This is a genomic window from Dyella sp. CR10 (genome assembly GCF_055814425.1).
Genome location: NZ_CP185986.1, coordinates 242,052 through 261,247, shown reverse-complemented (window position 1 = coordinate 261,247; position 19,196 = coordinate 242,052). Strand labels below are relative to the sequence as shown.

Genomic DNA, 19,196 nt, shown 5'->3' with positions numbered 1-19,196 from the left:
CGCTGACACCACGCCAGAGTAGCATGCAGTTTCGCAACCTTTTCTTGTCGATCGCCGGCATCCTCGGCCTCGCCAGCGGCCCGCTGCTCGCCGAGCCCGCGGCTGCGCCGGCGCAAGTTTCCATGCAGAGCGCGACTGCCGCGCCGCAACGTCTCCCTGAAGAACGCGTCAAGACGACGCTGGCCGCCTATAAGGAATGGCTGGAGAAGCTCGACCAGCGCCACGCGGTCGCCGGTCTCGCCACCGCGGTGGTGGTCGACGACAAGGTCGTCTTCGAGCACACCCTGGGCTATGCCAACGCCACCACGCAGGAGCCGGTCACGCCGGAAACGGTGTTCCGCCTGGCCTCCCTGTCCAAAGCGTTCGCCACGGCAGTGGCCGGCCTGCTGATCAGCGACGGCCGCTTCGATTGGGATACCAAGCTCGCCGACGTACTGCCGTTCTTCAAGCTCAAGGACGCCGCCGCCGCCGAGAAGGCCACCGTGCGCGACATCCTCGGCCAGCGCCTGGGCCTTCCGCGCAACACCTACGACAACATGCTCGAGGGCGACGTTTCCTACGAGGAGCTGGTGCGCAAACTCGACGAGGTCAACATGACCTGCGCGGTCGGCCAGTGCTACGGCTACCAGAACGTCGCCTTCAGCATGATCGGCGACGTGGTCTATGCCATGACGGGCGACTTCTTCTATCGACAGGTCGACAAACGCGTCTTCCTCCCGCTGGGCATGAAGACGGCGAGCTACGGCCGCGAAGCGCTGGAGGCGAGCGCGAGCTGGGCACGCCCGCATCGCCCCGCCGGACCGGGCAACTGGCGTCCGTTCGAACCGAAGGAGGCCTACTACCGGGTCGCGCCCGCCGCCGGCGTCAACGCCAGCCTGCGCGACATGGAGCAATGGCTGATCGCGCAAATGGGCGGCCGGCCTGACGTGCTCTCGCCGGCGCTGCTGGAAACCCTGCACGCGCCGGAAGTGACCACGCCGGTGGAGCTGCGCTCGACGCCCTGGCGCCGCGAGCGCCTCAGCGCGGCCTCCTACGCACTCGGTTGGCGCGTCTTCCAGTACGGGGGCGAAACCCTGATCTTCCATGCCGGCGCGGTGGAGGGCTATCGCACCATGATCGGCTTCTTCCCCAAGTATCACGCGGGTGTGGTGACCATGTGGAATTCGGCCAGTCCGATGCCTTCCGGCCTGATGCCGATGGTGTTCGACAGCATGCTGGGCCTGGAGCACGTGGACTGGGCCGGCGTGGAAAGCGACGCACCCGCCGTGGCCAGCGCCAAGCCTGCCGCCAAGGGCAAGGCCAAGGGCAAATCACGCAGCGGTGGCAAGGCCGCATCCAGCAAGCACGGCCGCAAGCGCTGACGTACCTCCGGCGTCCCGCATTTCCCAGGCAAACAAAAGAGGCGCCGCACTTTCGTGCGGCGCCTCTTGCATGTCAGGGAGCGCGCCAGGCGCTCCGGTTCAGAGCTTGAACTCGATGCGCTGACGCTTGGTGGTCGCCACCGGCGTGCCGTCCTGGGTCGCCGGCTGGTACTTCCAGCGGCTCACCGCGTCGATCGCGGCGCGGTCGAAAACGTGGCGCGGCTGCGCATCGACCACCTTCACGTCGCCCACGTCTCCGGTCGCGGAGATCGTGAAGGACAACTCCACCCAACCTTCCTGGTTGGCGCGCATGGCCGCGGTGGGATAGCGCGGCGCGGTGTTCTTGACCAGCACGGCAGCATGCGTACCTGCGTCACCGGCTGGTGCCGCGGTATTGCTCGCGGCCGCCTGCTGTCGAGCCGCCTCGGCCGCCTGCTGTTGCTGCTGGGCCTGGCGCGCCTGCTGCGCGAGACGCTGCTGTTCGGCGGCTGCCTGCTGTACCTTGAGCTCTGCCTGGCGATCGGCTTCGACCTTATCCGCTGCCGCCTTCTGCGCCGCGAGCTGTGCCTGCTTCTCTTTGTCCGCCGCCAGCTGCTGCTCGCGGTCGGCCAGCTTGCGTTGGGCGTCGAGCTTGGAGCGCAGGATGGTCAGCGTGTAATTCGCGGGGTCGGCCTTGGCGAGCAATTCGATCTGGCGCTGGGCATCGTTGAAATCGCGCTGATTGATCGCCTGCTCCGCCGCGGTCGCGGCGAACGGGAAGGTCTCGCGTAGCGCATCGGTGGCCACCTGGTTGCCAGGCTGCTTCTGCAGCACCTTCAAGTAGAACTCGAACGCGTTGTTGCCGGCAGGCGCCAGCAGACGCTGCTCGTTCATCGCGCGGCGCGCCTCGGAAAGCAGCTGGTTGAGGCTCATCGCTTCCACATTGGCCGGCGGCGGTGGCGCCTCATGGCCTGCCGCGACCGGCGTGGACGGATGCCCGCCATTGTCGGCCTGCACCAGATCCTGATGGGGTTTGATGATGAGGAACCATGCGGCCGCCGCCAGTACGGCGATCACGACCACAATGGCTATGACAACGGGCTGGATCGCCCCCTGCGCGTGCGTGCGCGCATGACGGATATATCGGGTATCCATGGTCTCTCGCTGAGTGTCATCAGATACCCGCGCTTTTTCCCCCTGTACACCCAGGAGCGGCGGACCCCCCGGCCTGCCGCGGCGCGGATACGCGAAAGGTAACCGCAATGCAGCACTACGGCAAATCGCGCGTAGCTTCACGGTGTGGCGGGAGGGAATGCGTTAACGCGTCGCACGGGCGGCGACACGCCAGCGCGCAGAGGAGTTCGTTTCCGTACCCCGGAAACGAAGCGTCCCGGCATGGGCCGGGACGAAACGCTTTTCGAAGTGCCCCTCCCTGCGCTGGGCACCGCAGGGAGAGAAAATCGATGTACGACGTGTTCTAGTAGTTCTTACTTCTTGGCAGTCTTGGCCTTGGCCGTCTTGGTGGCCTTGACCACCTTGGCAGCAGCAGCCTTCTTCACGGTGCGCTTCTTGGCAACCTTCTTGGCGGCCTTCTTGGCAACCTTCTTGACGGCGACCTTCTTGACGGACGCCTTCTTGGCGGCGGCCGGACGCTTGCGGGCGGCGGCCTTCTTCGCGGTCTTCCTCACGGCCTTCTTGGCGGCCGGCTTCTTGGCGACCGGACGCTTGGTAGCGGCCTTCTTCGCGGTGGTCTTCTTGGCAGCCTTCTTGGCGGCGGGTTTCTTAGCAGCTTTCTTGGCAGTGGCCATAGTTCGTCTCAGCTCCTCATCAGTTGGCAGTGGTTGCCCAGTAAAAGCGTGGAGGAACGCCTCGACCAGCAGGTCGCTGTTCGTGGCGTGCCTCAAATTGTTCACTTGACGACGGGTGCGCTCGTCCGACAGAAGCCGCAGTACGTGCACTGGAATGGAGACCGTGATCTTGCGTACTGCTCCGGCCTTCTCGCCGTGCTCGACATACGGCTTGATGTACTTCTGTGATGCCATAACGCCTGTTCCCCGTTATCTGGTGCGAAAACTATTCCCGATTATTTCGGCTGTCAATTGATTTCAACCAGAAAATCAATCCGCCCGACCCGGCCCTTCCACCCCGGAAGCCCTGTCCCACAAGGCTCCACGGGCTTGGATGGGATTATCCGTTTGGACGTCCATACGTCCATCCAAGAAAATCGTCGAAAAACAAAAAACCGCCTAAATCCCGCGTAAAACCCGCTATTCCGCTTCATTCGCACATAATCGTTCGCACTAAATGCGCCAGCGCGTAAGCCCTTGCCTGGCAAGGGCTTACAGGGCCGTCAGGCACCCTTTTCGGGCGGATGAACGAAATTCGACCGGAGCCCCTTCAGCACCTCCCTCGACCCTCCCGAAGGCGCCTTCAGCCCCTCGTCGACGGTCTCGACGAGCGACTGCCTTGCCTCGCCCGCGCGAGTCGCTCGAGCTGCCTCCGACAAACGGACGGCCGCTTGCGCGGCCGTCGTTCGATGCGTTCGGACCGCTGCGCGGCCAGTCGATCAGTGGTCTTCGTTCTCCACCTGCTCGGCATACGCGTCTGCGTCGAGCAGGTCATCGAGCTCGGCGCGATCGCTGGGCTTGACCACGAACAGCCAGCCTTCGCCGAAGGCGTCCTCGTTGATCGTTTCGGGCTTGTCCGCCAGGGCTTCGTTGACCTCGACGATCTCGCCGGACACCGGCGAATAGACGTCGGAAGCGGCTTTCACCGACTCCACGGTCGCCGCGCTGTTGCCCTTGGTCACCGCCGCGCCGATCTCCGGCAGCTCGACGTAGACCAGGTCGCCGAGCGCTTCCTGAGCGTGATCGGAAATGCCTACGCGGACCAGGCCGCTGTCTTCGGGGCGAGCCCATTCATGGGACTTGAGGAATTTCAGATCGCCGGGAATCTCGCTCATGATCGGATCCAGTCTTGGGGTTGGAAGATGCGCGGCATTCTAGCCGCTTCACGAAACGGGCAACACGTGCCCGTCGTCAGATGCCTTCGCAAGGCTTGCCGTCGCGCACGAACGGGTACTTCACCACGCGCACCGGCATCTCGCGGCCACGGATGTCTACCCGCACCGCACCCGGATCGCCCGCCGGAATGCGCGCGAACGCCACCGACTTCTCGAGGGTCGGCGCGAAACCGCCGGAAAGAATCTCGCCTTCGCCGTTGGCAGTGAGGACCTTCTGCCCGTGGCGCAGCACGCCCTTCTCGTCCATCACCAGGCCGACCATCACGCGCTTTACGCCAGCCGCCTTCTGGGCTTCCAGCGCCTTGCGGCCGATGAAGTCGCGGCCTTCGTCGAGAGCGATCGTCCAGCCGAGGTTCGCCTCCCACGGGCTGACGGTCTCGTCCATGTCCTGGCCGTAGAGGTTCATGCCGGCCTCGAGGCGCAAGGTGTCGCGCGCGCCCAGGCCCGCCGGCTTCACGCCAGTGGCGGCCAGTGCTTCCCACAGGGCGACGGCATGTTCTTCCGGCACGATGATCTCGAAGCCGTCCTCACCGGTGTAGCCGGTGCGGGCGATGAACAGCGGCATGCCATGCGGCCCCTGCGCGGCAGCGGCGACGAATTTGCCGAGTTTGCGGATGCGCTCGCGGTCCACCTCGTGCAGCAGGCCGATTACCTTGTCACGGGCGTTCGGGCCCTGCACGGCGATCATCGCGAAATCGGGCCGCTCCTTCACTTCCACCCCGAACGGCGCCGCCTGCTTGCCGATCCAGGCCAGGTCCTTGGCACGGGTGGCGGCATTTACCACCAGACGGAAATGCTGGTCGTCGAAGAAGTAGACGATCAGGTCATCGATCACGCCACCCTGCTCGTCGAGCATGCAGGTATAGAGCGCCTTGCCCTGGACCTTCAGCTTGTCGACATTGTTGGCCACCAGGTACCGCAGGAACTCCCGCGTGCGGTCGCCGTGCAGATCGACCACCGTCATGTGCGAGACGTCGAACATGCCGGCATCGCGGCGCACGGCGTGGTGCTCCTCGATCTGCGAGCCGTAGTTGATCGGCATGTCCCAGCCACCGAAATCGACCATGCGCGCGCCGAGCGCGCGGTGGGTGGCGTTGAGTACGGTCTTCTCGGTCATCGCTTTGGGCCTGGGGGAAAAACCGGATTATCGCCGCTCGTCCCCTGGCATTCCAAGCCGCATCCGTGCTGCGTTGCGGCGTCCACGCGGCTGTCACGCATACAAAGGCCACGCATGTCGATAAGATCGCCCACCATGAGTCCATCGACCGCGACAGGAAGCGCAGAACTCGATGCCAGCGCACAGCCGCCCAGGCTGCGCATCGCGGGCGATTGGACGTTGGCCCACTATGTCGTGCTCGAACGCCGCGTCGATACCCTGGCCCCAACGCTGCCCGATGGCGCCCGCATAGACCTGGACGGGCTGGCCGAGCTGGATACGGCGGGCGCCTCGCTCCTGGTGCGCCTGCTCGGCCCGGGCCGGATCGCCGAACTGGCCGGCGGCGGCACCGAACTTCCGCCGGCCCGGCGCGCCTTGCTCGAAACCGTAGGCAAGGCGCTTGACGCCTACCAGAGGCCCAAGCGCGAACGGCGCACCTCCACGGCGATCGAAGTGCTGTCGCGCATCGGCCGCACCATGGAGAGCGTGTGGCGCCAGCAACTGCAACTGCTCGGCTTCATCGGCATGACGCTGGAGACATTGGCCCGCGGCATGCTGCGTCCGCGCCGCTGGCGGATCACCTCGCTGGTGGCGCACATCGAGCAGACCGGCCTGGACGCGGTACCGATCGTGGCGCTGCTGACCTTCATGGTCGGCGCGGTGGTGGCGTTCCTCGGCTCCACCGTGCTAGCCGATTTCGGCGCCACCATCTATACGGTGGATCTGATCGCGTTCTCCTTCCTGCGCGAGTTCGGCGTGCTGCTCACGGCCATCCTGATGGCCGGTCGCACTGCCAGCGCTTTCACCGCGCAGATCGGCTCGATGAAAGCCAACGAGGAGATCGACGCCATCCGCGCGCTGGGTCTGGATCCGGTCGAACTGCTGGTGCTGCCGCGCGTCCTGGCTCTGCTGGTGTCCCTGCCCTTGCTTACCTTCCTGGCCATGCTCTCCGGCCTGGTGGGTGGCGCCGTGGTCTGTGCCCTGACGCTGGATATCTCGCCGACCATGTTCATGACCTTGTTCAAGGCCGACATCGGCGTGCGCCATTTTCTGGTCGGCCTCGTCAAGGCGCCGGTGTTCGCCTTCCTGATCGCGGTCATTGGCTGCCTGGAGGGTTTCAAGGTCAGCGGTAGCGCACAGTCGGTAGGCGAGCACACGACTTCCAGCGTGGTCCAGTCGATCTTCGTGGTCATCCTGATCGATGCGCTGGCCGCACTGTTCTTCATGGAGATGGGCTGGTGAACGCCGTTCCCGCCAAACAGACGTCGATAGAGGATGTGATCCAGGTCCGCGGCCTCATCAACCGCTTCGGCACGCAGGCGGTGCACGAACACCTGGACCTCGACGTGCGCCGGGGCGAGATTCTCGGCGTGGTGGGCGGGTCGGGCACCGGCAAGTCGGTCCTGCTTCGCACCATCGTCGGCCTGCGCCGCCCCACGGCCGGACAGGTCCGGGTGTTCGGGCAGGATCTGCTCAGCCTCCCCCCCGAACAGCGCTCGCGCATCGAGCGCCGCTTCGGCGTGCTGTTCCAGAACGGTGCGCTGTTCTCCTCGCAGAACGTGGTAGAGAACGTCGCGATGCCGTTGATCGAATACGCCAGCCTCAAGCGGCCCGATGCGGAGGGGCTGGCGGAGGTCAAGCTCGCGCTGGCCGGTTTGCCGCAGGGCACGGGCACCAAGTACCCCTCCGAGCTCTCCGGCGGCATGGTCAAGCGCGCCGCGCTGGCGCGCGCGCTGGCCCTGGATCCGGAGATCCTGTTCCTCGACGAACCCACCGCCGGCCTGGACCCGATCAGCGCGGCCGCGTTCGATCAGCTCATCCTGACCCTGCGCGACGCGCTCGGACTGACCGTGTTCCTGGTGACCCACGACCTGGACACGCTCTACACCATCTGCGACCGCGTGGCCGTGCTCTCGCAGAAGAAGGTGCTGGTGTGCGACCGCCTGGACGTGGTCGCGGAAACGGACGATGCCTGGGTTCAATCGTATTTCCACGGCCCCCGCGGCCGCGCAGCGCTGGCTGCGGAAGCAACGCGAGAGGTGAAGTGAGATGGAAACCCGCGCCCATCATGTATTGATCGGCCTGTTCACCGTGATCGTGGTGGCGGCTGCCCTGCTGTTCGGGCTGTGGCTGGCCAAATCCAGCACGGACCGGCAGTTCGCCGAATACCAGGTGATCTTCAACGAAGCCGTCACCGGCCTGTCGCAAGGCGGAGCCGTGCAATACAACGGCATCAAAGTCGGCGACGTCACGCAACTCAAGCTCGATCCGCAGGATCCGCGGCGGGTCCTCGCGCGCATCCGCGTCGGCGCCGACACGCCGATCCGGCAGGACACGCACGCCAAGCTCGCGCTGACCGGCGTCACCGGCATGGCGGTCATCCAGCTGAGCGGCGGTTCGCCGAACAGCCCGCGGCTCACCGCCGACGGCGGCGAGCTGCCGGTGATCGTGGCCGACCCATCGCCCTTGAGCAAGTTGCTGGCCAATGGCGAGGACGTGATGACCAATATCAACGATGTCGTTTCGCGCGCCAGCCAGCTGATGTCCGAAGAGAACGTCGCGCGCATCAGCCGCACCCTGGATCACCTGGACAAGGCCACCGGCGCGGTAGCCGACCAGCGCGACGATATCCGTGCCCTCCTTAGCCAGCTCGCGATAGCGAGCAAGCAGGCGACCGCCACCCTGGAGCAGACCGAGCAGTTGGCCCGTAGCGCCAACGGCCTCGTCGACCAGCAGGCACGCGCCACGCTGGAAAGCGCGCGCAACGCGATGGCTTCGCTGGAGCGCTCCACCGCCGCGATCGACCGCCTGCTCAACGACAATCGCGCTGCGCTCAACGGAGGCATGCAGGGCTTGGGCGAACTGGGCCCCGCCGTGCGCGAGCTGCGCGACGCGGCCGGCTCGCTGCGCGGCATCACCCGCAAACTCGACGACAACCCGGCCGGCTTCCTGCTCGGCCGCGACCGCAGCAAGGAGTTCGTGCCATGAGGACCATCGTCCGCCCTGTCCTGTTCGCGGCGGCCTTGCTCGCCCTGTCCGGCTGTTCCGTGCTGCCCAAAGCCGAATCGCCGGATATCTACCGTCTGCCTGCCGCCCCGCTGCCGCGGGCGCAGGCGAACACGGTGAACTGGTCGCTGCGAGTGGATGCGCCGCAGGCCGAACGCATGCTTGACAGTGCACGCATCGCCGTCTTTCCGGAGGGCGATGTGGTCAGCGTGTACAAGGGCGCGCGATGGAGCGACCGCGTCCCGGTACTGCTGCGCAACCGTTTGATCGAAGGCTTCCGCAATGACGGCCGTATCGGCGCGCTGAGCAGCGACGACACCAACCTCCAGGCCGATTACGTGCTGAGCGGGGACCTGACCGCCTTCCAGTCCGAGTACCGCGACAAGCAGCCGGTGGTCGTGGTGCGCTACGACGCCCGGCTGGTTCGCAACAGCGGGCTGAAGATTGTCGCTTCACGCCGCTTCGAAGTGACCCAGCCGGTCAGCGGCACCGCCGTGCCGCAGGTGGTTGCCGCGTTCGGCCAGGCCAGCGACGCGCTCGCCGCGCAGGTGGTGGGCTGGACGCTGGCGCAGCACGCGGATACGACCGCCCCCTGAGCCGTCCGCCGCCTCAACGGCGCCGGTCTATCCAGCGGAACGTGAGGTTGATCCGTGGCCCTGCCCCTGCGCTGGTGCGCGGCAAGGCATGCTGATAAAGCCGCTGCGTCTCGCCCGCCATGCGCAGCAGGCTGCCGTGCGGGAGTTCCAGTCCGCGCACCTCTCGCCGCGCCGGATCGCGCCCGCGCAGACAAAAACGGCGCTCTGCGCCGAGGCTTAGCGAAGCGATCACCGGACGCGCGCCCAGCTCGGGCTCGTCGTCGCTGTGCCAGCCCATCGCATGCCGGCCGTCGCGGTAGAGATTGGCCAGCACGCTGTTGAAACGAGCCTGGCAAGCGGCCTCCACCCGCTGGCGCAGGCTGGCCAGCTCGTCGCTCCAGGGGTGTGGCTCGAATCGCGTGCGCGAGTATACGTAGGTGGCATCCGGATCGCCGATCCAGCAGCTCAGGCGTGGCGAATCCACTTCGCGTCCGAAGATACGGATGCGATGCACCTCCCAGGGAATCGAGCCATGCAGCGCCGCGAACAGGGCATCGGCCTCGTCGCGACCCAGCCAGTGCGGCATCAGGCGCAGATCCGCACCGGGCAGTGGAATGGCCTGCCACGCCGCGCCCACGTCGCCGCCGAACAGGCTCATGCGCCGGAAAGCGGCTCCACGGGGTAGACCGGCTCCGCATCCAGCGTAGCCGCGCAGACCTCGGCGAGCTCCAGCAGGCGCAGGTCGGAGCCGCGCGCGCCGACCAGTTGCATGCCGACCGGCATGCCGTCCGGCAGGGTTCCCATGGGGATGCTGACGGCCGGGCAACCGGCGAGGCTGGCAAAGCTGGTCAGATCCGCTTGCGAATCCGGCACTGCGCCACCCAACGGGAAGGCGCCTTGCGGCGTGGTGGGCATGATCAGCACGTCCACCTGCGCGAACAGACGGCGCATCTTCAACGTGGCCGCATCCAGCACACGGTCGGCCACCGCATAGTCGGCCGCGCTCTTGGCCGAGGCATACGACAGCATGCGGCGGAAACGATCGGACACGGGGCGCTCGGTATCGGCCAGGTCGTCGGCGAAGGTACTGAGCATCTCCGCCTCCATCAGGAACAGACCGGCGCGGCGGGTACGTGCGAAATCCCAGTCGGTGAAATCCACGGCACGGCGTTCACCCAGTTCGCGTGGAAGCTTGGCGAGCGCGGCTTCGAATACCTCGATCACCGCCGGCTCGACGCCCACCGCGGCCAGATCGGGCAACAGGCCGCAGCGCAGGTTGCCCGGCTCCCAGTCCGGCGGCGCGAAAGCGACTCGCCGGCGGCGCGAGCGCGCGTCGTCGGCGTCGTAACCGGCCAGAACCTGCAACAAGACGGTCAGGTCGTTGGCGCCGCGGGCGATCAGGCCGATCGCATCGAGACGGCGGGCCGCCGGCACCAGGCCGCGCGCGGAAATCTCGCCATGGGTCGGCTTGAGCGCGAACAGACCGCAGTAACTGGCCGGAATGCGGATCGAGCCAAGACTGTCCGAACCGACCGCAGCCACTGCCATGCCGGCAGCCACTGCCGCGGCTGCGCCACCTGACGAACCACCGGCCGTGTAGCCAAGGCGGTGGGGGTTATGCGTGGGGCCGAAATGCGGGTTGTCGGTGGACGCGCCCAGAGCGCCCTCGTCCATGTTGGTCTTGCCCACCAGCACCGCGCCAGAGGCGCGCAGACGCGCCACGACGTGGGCGTCCTCCTGAGCCGGCTGCCGGCGCCCGGGCAAGCCCGCCCGCGTGACCCAGCCAGCCACGTCGAAGTTGTCCTTGACGGCGATGGGGATACCGTCCAGCCGGCCCAGCACGCCATCGCGCCGGCGATGCTGCGCCGCCTGCGCCTGTTCCTGGAGCAGGCTCGGGCTCAGGCCGACGAACGCATTGAGCTGGGGATTCAACCGATCGATCGCCGCCTGGTACACGTCGGCCAGCCCTTGCGGCTGGACCCTCCCCGCCGCCAGCCAGTGCAGCAGTTGACAAACGGTGGCGCGGCGCAGGTCGCGGTCGGAGATCGGCGGCAATGAACTCATGAAAACTCCCTTTCAGCGGGTTCGATTATCAATGGCAGCCGTGAAGCGATTGCAAGCGGTATCGCACCATGCGTTGCCGCACGGTGCCTGAAAACGGACAATGTCCCGCTGGGGCGGCCACGGCCGCCCTTCGCCGCACGCACCGGCTACGTACCGGTGAGGCGCAGGCGATGCCAGCCAACGACAGCCAGCTGATAGCCTCTGGAGCACCCGATGAGCGAACGCGAAATCATGGAATACGACGTCGTCGTCGTGGGCGCAGGCCCCGCCGGCCTGTCGTTCGCGATCCGGCTGAAGCAGTTGAAGCCGGACGTCACCGTGTGCGTGATCGAGAAAGCCTCCACCATCGGCGCGCAGATCCTGTCCGGTGCCGTGATCGAACCGCAGCCGCTGGATGCCCTGCTGCCAGGCTGGCGCGACAATCCGCCGCCGATCTGCGTGCCCGCGACCGAGGACGAGTTCTGGCTGCTCAGCAAGACCGGCGCGCGCAAGCTGCCAGTGCCTCCGGGCATGAACAACCATGGCAACTTCATCGTCTCGCTCGGCGCCATGTGCGCCTGGCTGGCGCCGCAGGCCGAAGCGCTGGGCGTAGACGTATTCCCTGGCTTCGCCGCCGCCGACAACATCTATGACGAGAACGGTGCCGTCGCCGGCGTGCGTATCGGCGACATGGGCGTGGCGAAGGACGGTTCGCACAAGGCGGGTTACACCCAGGGCATCGACATCAAGGCCAAGGTCACTGTGCTCGCCGAAGGCGCGCGCGGCAGCCTGACCAAGCAGCTGATCAAGCGTTTCGCCCTCGACAAGGACAGCGACCCGCAGGGCTACTCCATCGGCATCAAGGAACTGTGGCAGGTGCCGGCGGGCCGGGTGAGCCCCGGCAAGATCGTGCACAGTTTCGGCTGGCCGGCCGACAGCCACACGTACGGCGGCAGCTTCCTGTACCACCTGGACAAGGACCGCATCGCGCTCGGCTACGTCAGCGGCCTGGATTACAGCGACCCGAACTACCAGCCGTGGGAAGCCTTTCAGCAGTGGAAGAACCATCCGTCGGTGAAGGCGTTGCTAGAAGGCGGCAGCATTCTCTCCGCCGGCGCGCGCGCCATCGTCACCGGCGGCTACCAGTCGCTGCCGAAGACGGAAATGCCCGGCGCCCTGCTGATCGGCGATACCGCCGGCCTGCTCAACGTGCCCAAGGTCAAAGGCACCCATCAGGCCATCAAGAGCGGCATGCTCGCCGCCGAGCACCTGGCCACCTCCGGCCTCGACCCTGCCGGTTTCGACGCCAAGCTGCGCGGCTCAGACGTCATGGCTGAACTGAAGAGCGTCCGCAACATCAAGCCCGCCTTCAAGAAGGGCCTGTGGTTCGGCATGCTCAACGCCGCCTGGGAGACCGTTACCGGCGGCGCCTCGCCATGGACGCTCAAGAACAAGGCGGACTGGTCCTCGCTGCACAAGGTTGGCCAGCAAGAGGAACCCAAGCGCGACTACGTGCAGCGCGAACTCCCGCCACGCGACCGCCTGGCCGGCGTGTACTTCGCCGCCACCGAGCACGACGAGGACCAGCCCGTGCACCTGCATGTGGCCGACACCTCCATCTGCGTCACCCAGTGCGCCGAGGAATACGGCAATCCCTGCCAGCGCTTCTGCCCGGCCAACGTCTATGAGATGGTGCAGGACGAGGCCGGCAAGCGCCTGCAGATCAATGCCGCCAACTGCGTGCATTGCAAGACGTGCGATATCAAGGACCCGTATCAGATCATCAACTGGGTGACGCCAGAGGGTGGGTCGGGGCCGAATTATCAGAATTTGTAAATCGAGGATCAGGCGCTGTCCGCTCGATTGACTTGGCGCCTCAGGCGCCTGCACTACACGCTGCAGCGGGTACGCGGCAGCATGGCACTGCGTGGCTTGCGCGGCACCTGGGCGCGCGTGCGCCAAGAGTTCCAATCACGCTCAGCTATCGATGACGATCTTTCGATAGCGCCACTTGACGTACCCTTCAAACCATTCGTGCTGCCTACCCATACGCAGCCGCTTGTATCAGTCGTCATCCCCGTGTATGGCAAGCTGGATTACACGCTGGCTTGCCTGCGTTCGCTAGTTCGTCATGTGCCCGACGCTCCGTTTGAAGTGATTGTCGTCAATGATGCCTCGCCCAATGACGACTTGAAGACTCTCAAGCAACTGGGGGGGATACACCTCGTCAACAACGTCAGAAACCTTGGCTTCGTCGGAAGCTGCAACGCAGGTGCCAGCGTAGCCAAGGGCGAATACCTGTTCTTCCTCAACAACGACACCCAGGTAACGCCAAACTGGCTCGATGGCCTCTTGTCCTGTTTCTCGGATCGTGCCGACTGCGGGATCGCCGGTAGCCGACTGGTCTACCCCGATGGCCGCTTGCAAGAAGCCGGAGGCCTGGTGTTCGCCGATGGCACGAGCTGGAACGTCGGCCGCTTCGAAGAGCGCGATGCCCCCGCATGGCGCTACCGACGCGAGGTCGATTATGTCAGTGGAGCGGCGTTGATGATCCGCCGCGAGACCTTTACTCGGATTGGCGGCTTCGATACTCGCTACTCACCCGCTTATTTCGAGGATACGGACATCGCGTTTGCCGTGCGAAAGATCGGACTGCGCGTTTATTACGAACCCGCCAGCACGATCATCCATTGCGAAGGCATCAGTGCCGGCACCGATCTGCACTCGGGCATGAAGCGTCATCAAGTCATCAACCAGGACAAGTTTCGAGAGAAATGGCGCACAACCCTATCGAGCCATCCACCGGCCGGGACTCCTCTGAGTCGCGCGATCCCCTGGCGCCGTAACGGCCACATCCTCGTGGTGGACAGCATGACGCCCGATCCAACTCGCGACTCGGGTTCGCTCCGGCTTTCCGCGATTCTAGGCCTCCTGGATGAGCAAGGCTGGCAAGTCAGCCTGCTACCGGACGATGGCCGCGCCAGCCAATCCGAGATCCAGGCACTAGGCGCGCTAGGAACCGAAGTGCACTGCCTGCCATGGACAAAGAATCCGCTGCAATGGCTACAGGAGCATGGTCGTACGCTGCACGCGGTTGTCCTCTGCCGCCACGCAGTGGCCGGCCAGTACGCCGATTTGGTAAGGAAACACGCTCCCCAGGCCCTGCTTCTGTTCGACACGGTGGATCTGCACTACTTGCGCGAGCAGCGTGCCGCCGAGCTGAGCGGCAGTCCTAGCATGGCAAGGCAGGCCAGGGCTTCGCGGCGCAGCGAGCTAACTCTGGTCAAGAAAGCCGACGTTACCTTCGTCGTCAGTCCGCACGAACAGACGCTGTTGCGCGCCGAGCTACCTCACGCCCGTGTGGAGCTGCTCTCGAATATTCATGATGTGCATGGCAGCCAAGCCCTTCCCGCCGAGCGAAATGACCTCGTGTTTATCGGCGGCTGCAGCCATCCTCCGAATGTAGATGCATTGCGATGGATCGCGGCGGAGATCCTGCCCCTTATACGCAAGCATCATCCCGACTTGCGGATCCACGTGCTGGGAGACATGACGGATGCTATCAGGCAGGAACTGGCCACGCCGGGCTTAGAACTACACGGCCGCGTCCCTGACCTATCTCCATGGCTTGGGACCTCGCTGGCATCTCTGGCTCCATTGCGCTTCGGCGCTGGTGTGAAAGGCAAGATCAATATGGCGATGAGTTATGGTGTTCCCGTCATCGCGACCACTATCGCTGCTGAAGGCATGCAGTTGGTCGACGGTGACAATGTGCTCATCGCAGATAACGCACCAGCCTTCGCCGAAGCAGTGTGGCGCTTGCGACATGACGACCGCCTTTGGATGCGCCTATCGCTCGGCGGACAGGACAATGTAAGGCGTCATTTCTCTAGAGAGGCGGCCGCGGAAACTCTGCGCAGATCACTTGCGTTACTGGTCGCCTCCGTCTAGCCCAACAAAATGCCAGACCATTGATCTATGCCAGTCGCCGACCTCGCACGCCGCTACGTATTCCAAATCCTGCGCGCTGGCTTCCAGCTGATGCCCATGCCGCAGATCCTGCGTGACCAGTTGCGCCAACGGTTCATTAGGCAGTACGCCGCATGGATTCCCGAAGGCCCGCGGGGCCAGCCACCTTCGGGATATTTGTCCTGCCGCCCCCGCCGAGCGGCTGGCGCACGCGCCATCGGCTACCGAACTTATCGAGCAAGCGATCTACCGAACCCGCCTCCGGCCCAGGTCATAGCGTTTTATCTCCCGCAGTTCCACCCGATTCCGGAGAACGACGCCTGGTGGGGCAATGGATTTACCGAATGGAACAATGTCAGCCGAGCCCTACCCCAGTTTGAGGGGCATATGCAGCCGCGCCTCCCAGGGGAACTAGGGTTCTACGACCTACGCTGCATCCATGTCATGCGCCGTCAGATGCAGTTGGCTAGCGAATATGGCATCAGCGCCTTCTGCACTTATTTCTACTGGTTCGCCGGCAAGACGCTCCTGGAATCGCCCCTGCAGCAATGGCTCAACGATCCCTCGCTAAGCCTGCCGCTCTGCCTTTGCTGGGCCAACGAGAACTGGTCCCGGCGCTGGGATGGGCGCGCCGATGAGATCCTTATCAGCCAAGCGCACAGCGACGACGACGATTTGGCCTTTATCGCGCATGTATCGCGCTATCTCAAAGACGGGCGTTATTTACGCGTCATGGGCAAACCGCTGCTGCTGGTCTATCGCCCTGGCCTGCTTCCAGACCCGAAAGCCACCGCTGAGCGATGGCGCTCATGGTGCCGAACCAATGGTATCGGTGAAATATATCTGGCCTACGTGCAGAGCTTCGATCGCGTCGATCCTTACACGATCGGATTCGATGCCGCCGTGGAGTTCCCCCCTAACAACACCTCTATGGCGCCCATTACTGCGCAGCAGCAGTTGATCAACCCGGCGTTCCGCGGCGACGTCTTTGACTGGCGGGAACTCGCCCAGATATCAGGCAAACATGAGCCTGCTTATCCCCTGTATCCCGGCGTCAACCCAGGGTGGGACAATGAGCCACGACGTAGCGGTCGCGGGCGTGTATTTCTGCATGCATCGCCACGCGGGTATCGCGATTGGCTGCGGAGTGCTATTGAGACCACTAAGCGGCGCACCCCGACGTCGCCCATGGTTTTCGTCAATGCATGGAATGAGTGGGCGGAGGGAGCCGTACTCGAACCAGATTCTCGCCTTGGTTATGCGTGGCTTGAGGCTACCAGGCAGGCCCTGCAGCCCAACGCGTTCCTTGGGCAGGGTCATTATCCGTGTGCTGTTATTCATGCGCGACGCATCGACGGTTTTGACACGATCATGCAGGCACTGCGCCACAGCGGCATTTCATGGCGCATCGTCGTGGCAACGACGGCAGACCATGAGTCATGGATACGCACCCGCTTACTCGAGCACCGTTTAGACGCACAGATCGAATTATTCGAGAGCCGGCAAGGCGACACATGGCCATTCTTGCAAGTCGCTGACCGGCTTCTGGACGAGGGCACGACGTATGTGCTTAGGCTGGACGCCGGGTGCATCGATCATGGCGCAGGCCATCCGCCAATCGATCTGCTGCTTTCACAGGAACGCGCTGCCCGCATCCTGAATGCCTTCGAGCAGCGCTCCGGACTCGGACTCGTAGTGCCGGAAGGGCACATCCAGCGGACGGATCCTGGCGAGCATCCGGATAGGGATCCGGTGGCCGCCTATGCTTACCGACGCCTGGGCATCCCGCCGGCCCCGCAGCCCTGCTTCCTTACTGGCCCTATGTTTTGGGCCCGCCTTACCGCCATTCGCCCACTACTGGATGCGAACTTCGACCTCGCTGACTTCGAAGGGGACATCGCAGGGTTTAGCCCCATGGCACGCGCCATTGAGCATGCTTTCGTCTTGGCCGCCGCCAGCGCGAAACTCGAGACCCTGGATGCTGCCACGGCGTGCGAGCCCCTCGCCGGCCAAACATAGCTCTACTCACTACCCCTCGCACAGCCGGGCCAATCTCATCCCTGGACAAAAAGACGCTTGGCCGACGAGGGCACAGCCCTCCTCCAGTACGCTGCGGCGCACCACCGTGCGCATCCGCATGGTTGGGTAAATCCGATTAGAATGGCCGACTGAGTAAACCTCCGGATGTCCCCAGGCGTCCGCAACCCGAGGAAATTCGCTGATGAAAATTCTGGTCGGCTACAAGCGCGTCGTGGACTATAACGTCCGCATTCAAGTCAAACCCGATGGTACGGGCGTCATCACCGACGGGGTAAAGCTCTCCGCCAATCCCTTTGACGATATCGCGCTGGAAGAAGCCCTGCGGCTGAGGGAAAAGGGGTTCGCCGAAGAAGTCGTGATCGTAGGCATCGGACCAGCCGACCTCACCGCGCACCTGCGCAACGGATTGGCCATGGGCGCCAATCGCGCCATCCATATAGTCGCGACTGATACGGTCCAACCATTAACAGCCGCCCGCGTGTTCCAGAAGTTGGTCGAGAAGGAGCGGCCCGGACTGGTGATTCTGGGCAAACAGGCGATCGACGACGACGCTAACCAGACTGGCCAGATGCTGGCGTCGCTGTGGGACCGCCCACAAGCCACCTTTGCCAGCAAGCTAGAAATTGCTGGAGGTAAGGCTACGGTGACGCGCGAAGTGGATGCCGGCCTCGAGGTGATTGAGGCGGAACTGCCTGCGGTGATCACTACCGATCTGCGTTTGAATGAACCGCGCTTCATCAAACTGCCTGACATCATGAAGGCTAAGTCCAAGCCCATTGACACCATCGATCTGGGCTCACTGGGCATCGAAGCCGCCATGCATGTCAAGACGATCCACTACGCTGCACCTGCGAAGCGTAGCAAAGGCGTCATGGTGAAGGATGCGGCCGAACTAGTCGCCACGCTGAAACAGAAGGGTCTGCTCTAAGCAACCTCTAGGAGATAATGACATGAGCAAGATTCTCGTCGTTGCCGAACACCTGGACGGCAAACTAAACCCTTCGACGGCACGTGCCGTCAGCGCAGCCGCTGCCGTTGCGCCCGAAGCGATCGACGTACTGGTGCTGACCAACCAAACCGATGCCGTCGCGACCGATGCCGCCATGATTCAAGGCGTCAGCCGCGTGCTGACCATCATGCGCCCTGAGAACGCGCATCCGTTGGCAGCAGTGCTCGCCCCCCAAATCGCGTGCGTTGCGGCGAGCTATAGCCATGTGTTCGCTCCGTCAACGACCTTCGGCAAGGATGTCATGCCACGCGTGGCGGCACTCCTCGGCGTGTCGCAGGTGAGCGATGTGATGAGCGTGGAGGGATCTCACACTTTCAAACGCCCGATCTACGCTGGCAACGCGATCATCACGGTGGAAGTGGACCCAGACTCAAAGGTGGTTGCAACCATCCGAAATGCGTCGTGGCCTGCCGCAACCTTGAACGCCGTACTGGCCCCGGTGGAGACGCTCGATATCGACGTCGCACTTCCCTCGCATACGCACTTTGTAGCGCTGCACCAGGGCAAGAGCGATCGCCCCGACCTGCAGAGCGCCAGCAAAGTTGTTTCGGGTGGCCGAGGCGTGGGATCGAAAGAGAACTTCGATATTGTTTACAAACTTGCTGACAAGCTTGGCGCCGCCGTGGGGGCCTCGCGGGCAGCAGTTGATGCCGGCTACGTACCGAGCGATCTGCAGGTGGGCCAGACCGGCAAGATCATCGCCCCGGAGTTGTACATGGCCATTGGTATTTCCGGCGCCATCCAGCATCTCACGGGCATAAAGGACGCAGGAACCATCGTAGCAATCAATAAGGATAGCGAAGCGCCGATTTTCGAGATCGCGGATATCGGTCTTGTCGGCGATCTGTTCAAGATTATTCCAGAGCTCGAACAAGCCATCTGATTCACGCGACATGAACCTAACCGCTTCAAGGCATGCGATATCCGCGGCCGCGTTCCAGACAAGCTTAACGAGGAGCTCATCTGGCAAATCGGCAACGCGATAACGCAGCTGCTTCTCCCTGGCCCGGTCGTATTGGGCCAGGGAGGTCCGCTT

The 19,196-nt window shown here is 64.2% G+C and carries 16 protein-coding genes; 10 read left to right on the top strand and 6 right to left on the bottom strand.

Annotated elements, in window-relative coordinates; all coding sequences use genetic code 11:
- Positions 1–23 precede the first annotated feature (23 nt).
- A complete protein-coding gene (locus ACNR9O_RS01210; RefSeq protein WP_473683737.1) occupies positions 24–1,361 on the top strand; it encodes a serine hydrolase domain-containing protein in 1,338 nt (445 codons plus the stop codon).
- A 99-nt stretch (positions 1,362–1,460) separates the two neighbouring features.
- Here the strand turns inward: ACNR9O_RS01210 and ACNR9O_RS01205 are convergent, their stop codons facing one another.
- The 4 genes from ACNR9O_RS01205 to gcvT form a co-directional block, all read right to left on the bottom strand.
- A complete protein-coding gene (locus ACNR9O_RS01205) occupies positions 1,461–2,495 on the bottom strand; it encodes an energy transducer TonB (protein ID WP_473683739.1) in 1,035 nt (344 codons plus the stop codon).
- Positions 2,496–2,827: 332 nt separating this feature from the next.
- Entirely contained in the window at positions 2,828–3,382 is a 555-nt protein-coding gene (metJ, locus tag ACNR9O_RS01200; RefSeq protein ID WP_473683741.1) for a met regulon transcriptional regulator MetJ, read from the bottom strand.
- Between the two features lie 524 nt (positions 3,383–3,906).
- The gene (gcvH, locus tag ACNR9O_RS01195) at positions 3,907–4,302 is read right to left on the bottom strand and encodes a glycine cleavage system protein GcvH (protein WP_473683743.1); all 396 of its coding nucleotides are present in this window, start codon (positions 4,300–4,302) and stop codon (positions 3,907–3,909) included.
- 76 nt (positions 4,303–4,378) lie between these two features.
- The gene (gene gcvT, locus ACNR9O_RS01190) at positions 4,379–5,479 is read right to left on the bottom strand and encodes a glycine cleavage system aminomethyltransferase GcvT (protein ID WP_473683745.1); all 1,101 of its coding nucleotides are present in this window, start codon (positions 5,477–5,479) and stop codon (positions 4,379–4,381) included.
- 135 nt (positions 5,480–5,614) lie between these two features.
- On the opposite strand from gcvT, the gene ACNR9O_RS01185 reads away from it, so the two are divergent.
- The 4 genes from ACNR9O_RS01185 to ACNR9O_RS01170 are packed head-to-tail and all read left to right on the top strand — an operon-like array spanning position 5,615 to position 9,120.
- On the top strand, positions 5,615–6,760 hold the full coding sequence (locus ACNR9O_RS01185; protein ID WP_473683748.1) for an ABC transporter permease: 1,146 nt from the start codon (positions 5,615–5,617) through the stop codon (positions 6,758–6,760).
- Positions 6,757–7,566 carry an ABC transporter ATP-binding protein gene (locus ACNR9O_RS01180; protein ID WP_473683750.1) on the top strand — a complete coding sequence of 270 codons (810 nt, stop codon included), beginning with the start codon at positions 6,757–6,759 and terminating at the stop codon, positions 7,564–7,566. Before ACNR9O_RS01185 ends, ACNR9O_RS01180 begins: the two co-directional genes overlap by 4 nt.
- A 1-nt stretch (position 7,567) precedes the next feature.
- Positions 7,568–8,506, top strand: coding sequence for an MlaD family protein (locus tag ACNR9O_RS01175; protein WP_473683752.1), 939 nt, complete (start codon positions 7,568–7,570; stop codon positions 8,504–8,506).
- Positions 8,503–9,120 (top strand): ABC-type transport auxiliary lipoprotein family protein, encoded by a 618-nt coding sequence (locus ACNR9O_RS01170; RefSeq protein ID WP_473683754.1) that lies wholly within the window; start codon positions 8,503–8,505, stop codon positions 9,118–9,120. Before ACNR9O_RS01175 ends, ACNR9O_RS01170 begins: the two co-directional genes overlap by 4 nt.
- Positions 9,121–9,133: 13 nt before the next feature.
- Here ACNR9O_RS01170 and ACNR9O_RS01165 read toward each other — a convergent pair whose 3' ends face one another.
- Both ACNR9O_RS01165 and ACNR9O_RS01160 read right to left on the bottom strand, forming a co-directional pair.
- Positions 9,134–9,757, bottom strand: a complete 624-nt coding sequence (locus tag ACNR9O_RS01165; RefSeq protein ID WP_473683756.1) for an alpha-ketoglutarate-dependent dioxygenase AlkB family protein — start codon at positions 9,755–9,757, stop codon at positions 9,134–9,136.
- The gene (locus ACNR9O_RS01160; RefSeq protein WP_473683758.1) at positions 9,754–11,163 is read right to left on the bottom strand and encodes an amidase; all 1,410 of its coding nucleotides are present in this window, start codon (positions 11,161–11,163) and stop codon (positions 9,754–9,756) included. Before ACNR9O_RS01160 ends, ACNR9O_RS01165 begins: the two co-directional genes overlap by 4 nt.
- 213 nt (positions 11,164–11,376) lie before the next feature.
- Between ACNR9O_RS01160 and ACNR9O_RS01155 the strand changes: the two genes are divergently transcribed.
- The 5 genes from ACNR9O_RS01155 (at position 11,377) to ACNR9O_RS01135 (ending at position 19,043) form a co-directional block, all read left to right on the top strand.
- Entirely contained in the window at positions 11,377–12,978 is a 1,602-nt protein-coding gene (locus tag ACNR9O_RS01155) for an electron transfer flavoprotein-ubiquinone oxidoreductase (protein ID WP_473683760.1), read from the top strand.
- Positions 12,979–13,059: 81 nt separating this feature from the next.
- Positions 13,060–15,093, top strand: a complete 2,034-nt coding sequence (locus tag ACNR9O_RS01150) for a glycosyltransferase (protein ID WP_473683762.1) — start codon at positions 13,060–13,062, stop codon at positions 15,091–15,093.
- A gap of 27 nt (positions 15,094–15,120) precedes the next feature.
- Entirely contained in the window at positions 15,121–17,130 is a 2,010-nt protein-coding gene (locus ACNR9O_RS01145; RefSeq protein WP_473683764.1) for a glycoside hydrolase family 99-like domain-containing protein, read from the top strand.
- A 202-nt stretch (positions 17,131–17,332) separates the two neighbouring features.
- Positions 17,333–18,079, top strand: coding sequence for an electron transfer flavoprotein subunit beta/FixA family protein (locus tag ACNR9O_RS01140; protein WP_473683766.1), 747 nt, complete (start codon positions 17,333–17,335; stop codon positions 18,077–18,079).
- 22 nt (positions 18,080–18,101) lie between these two features.
- Positions 18,102–19,043, top strand: a complete 942-nt coding sequence (locus tag ACNR9O_RS01135) for an electron transfer flavoprotein subunit alpha/FixB family protein (protein ID WP_473683768.1) — start codon at positions 18,102–18,104, stop codon at positions 19,041–19,043.
- The last annotated feature ends 153 nt before the right edge of the window (positions 19,044–19,196 follow it).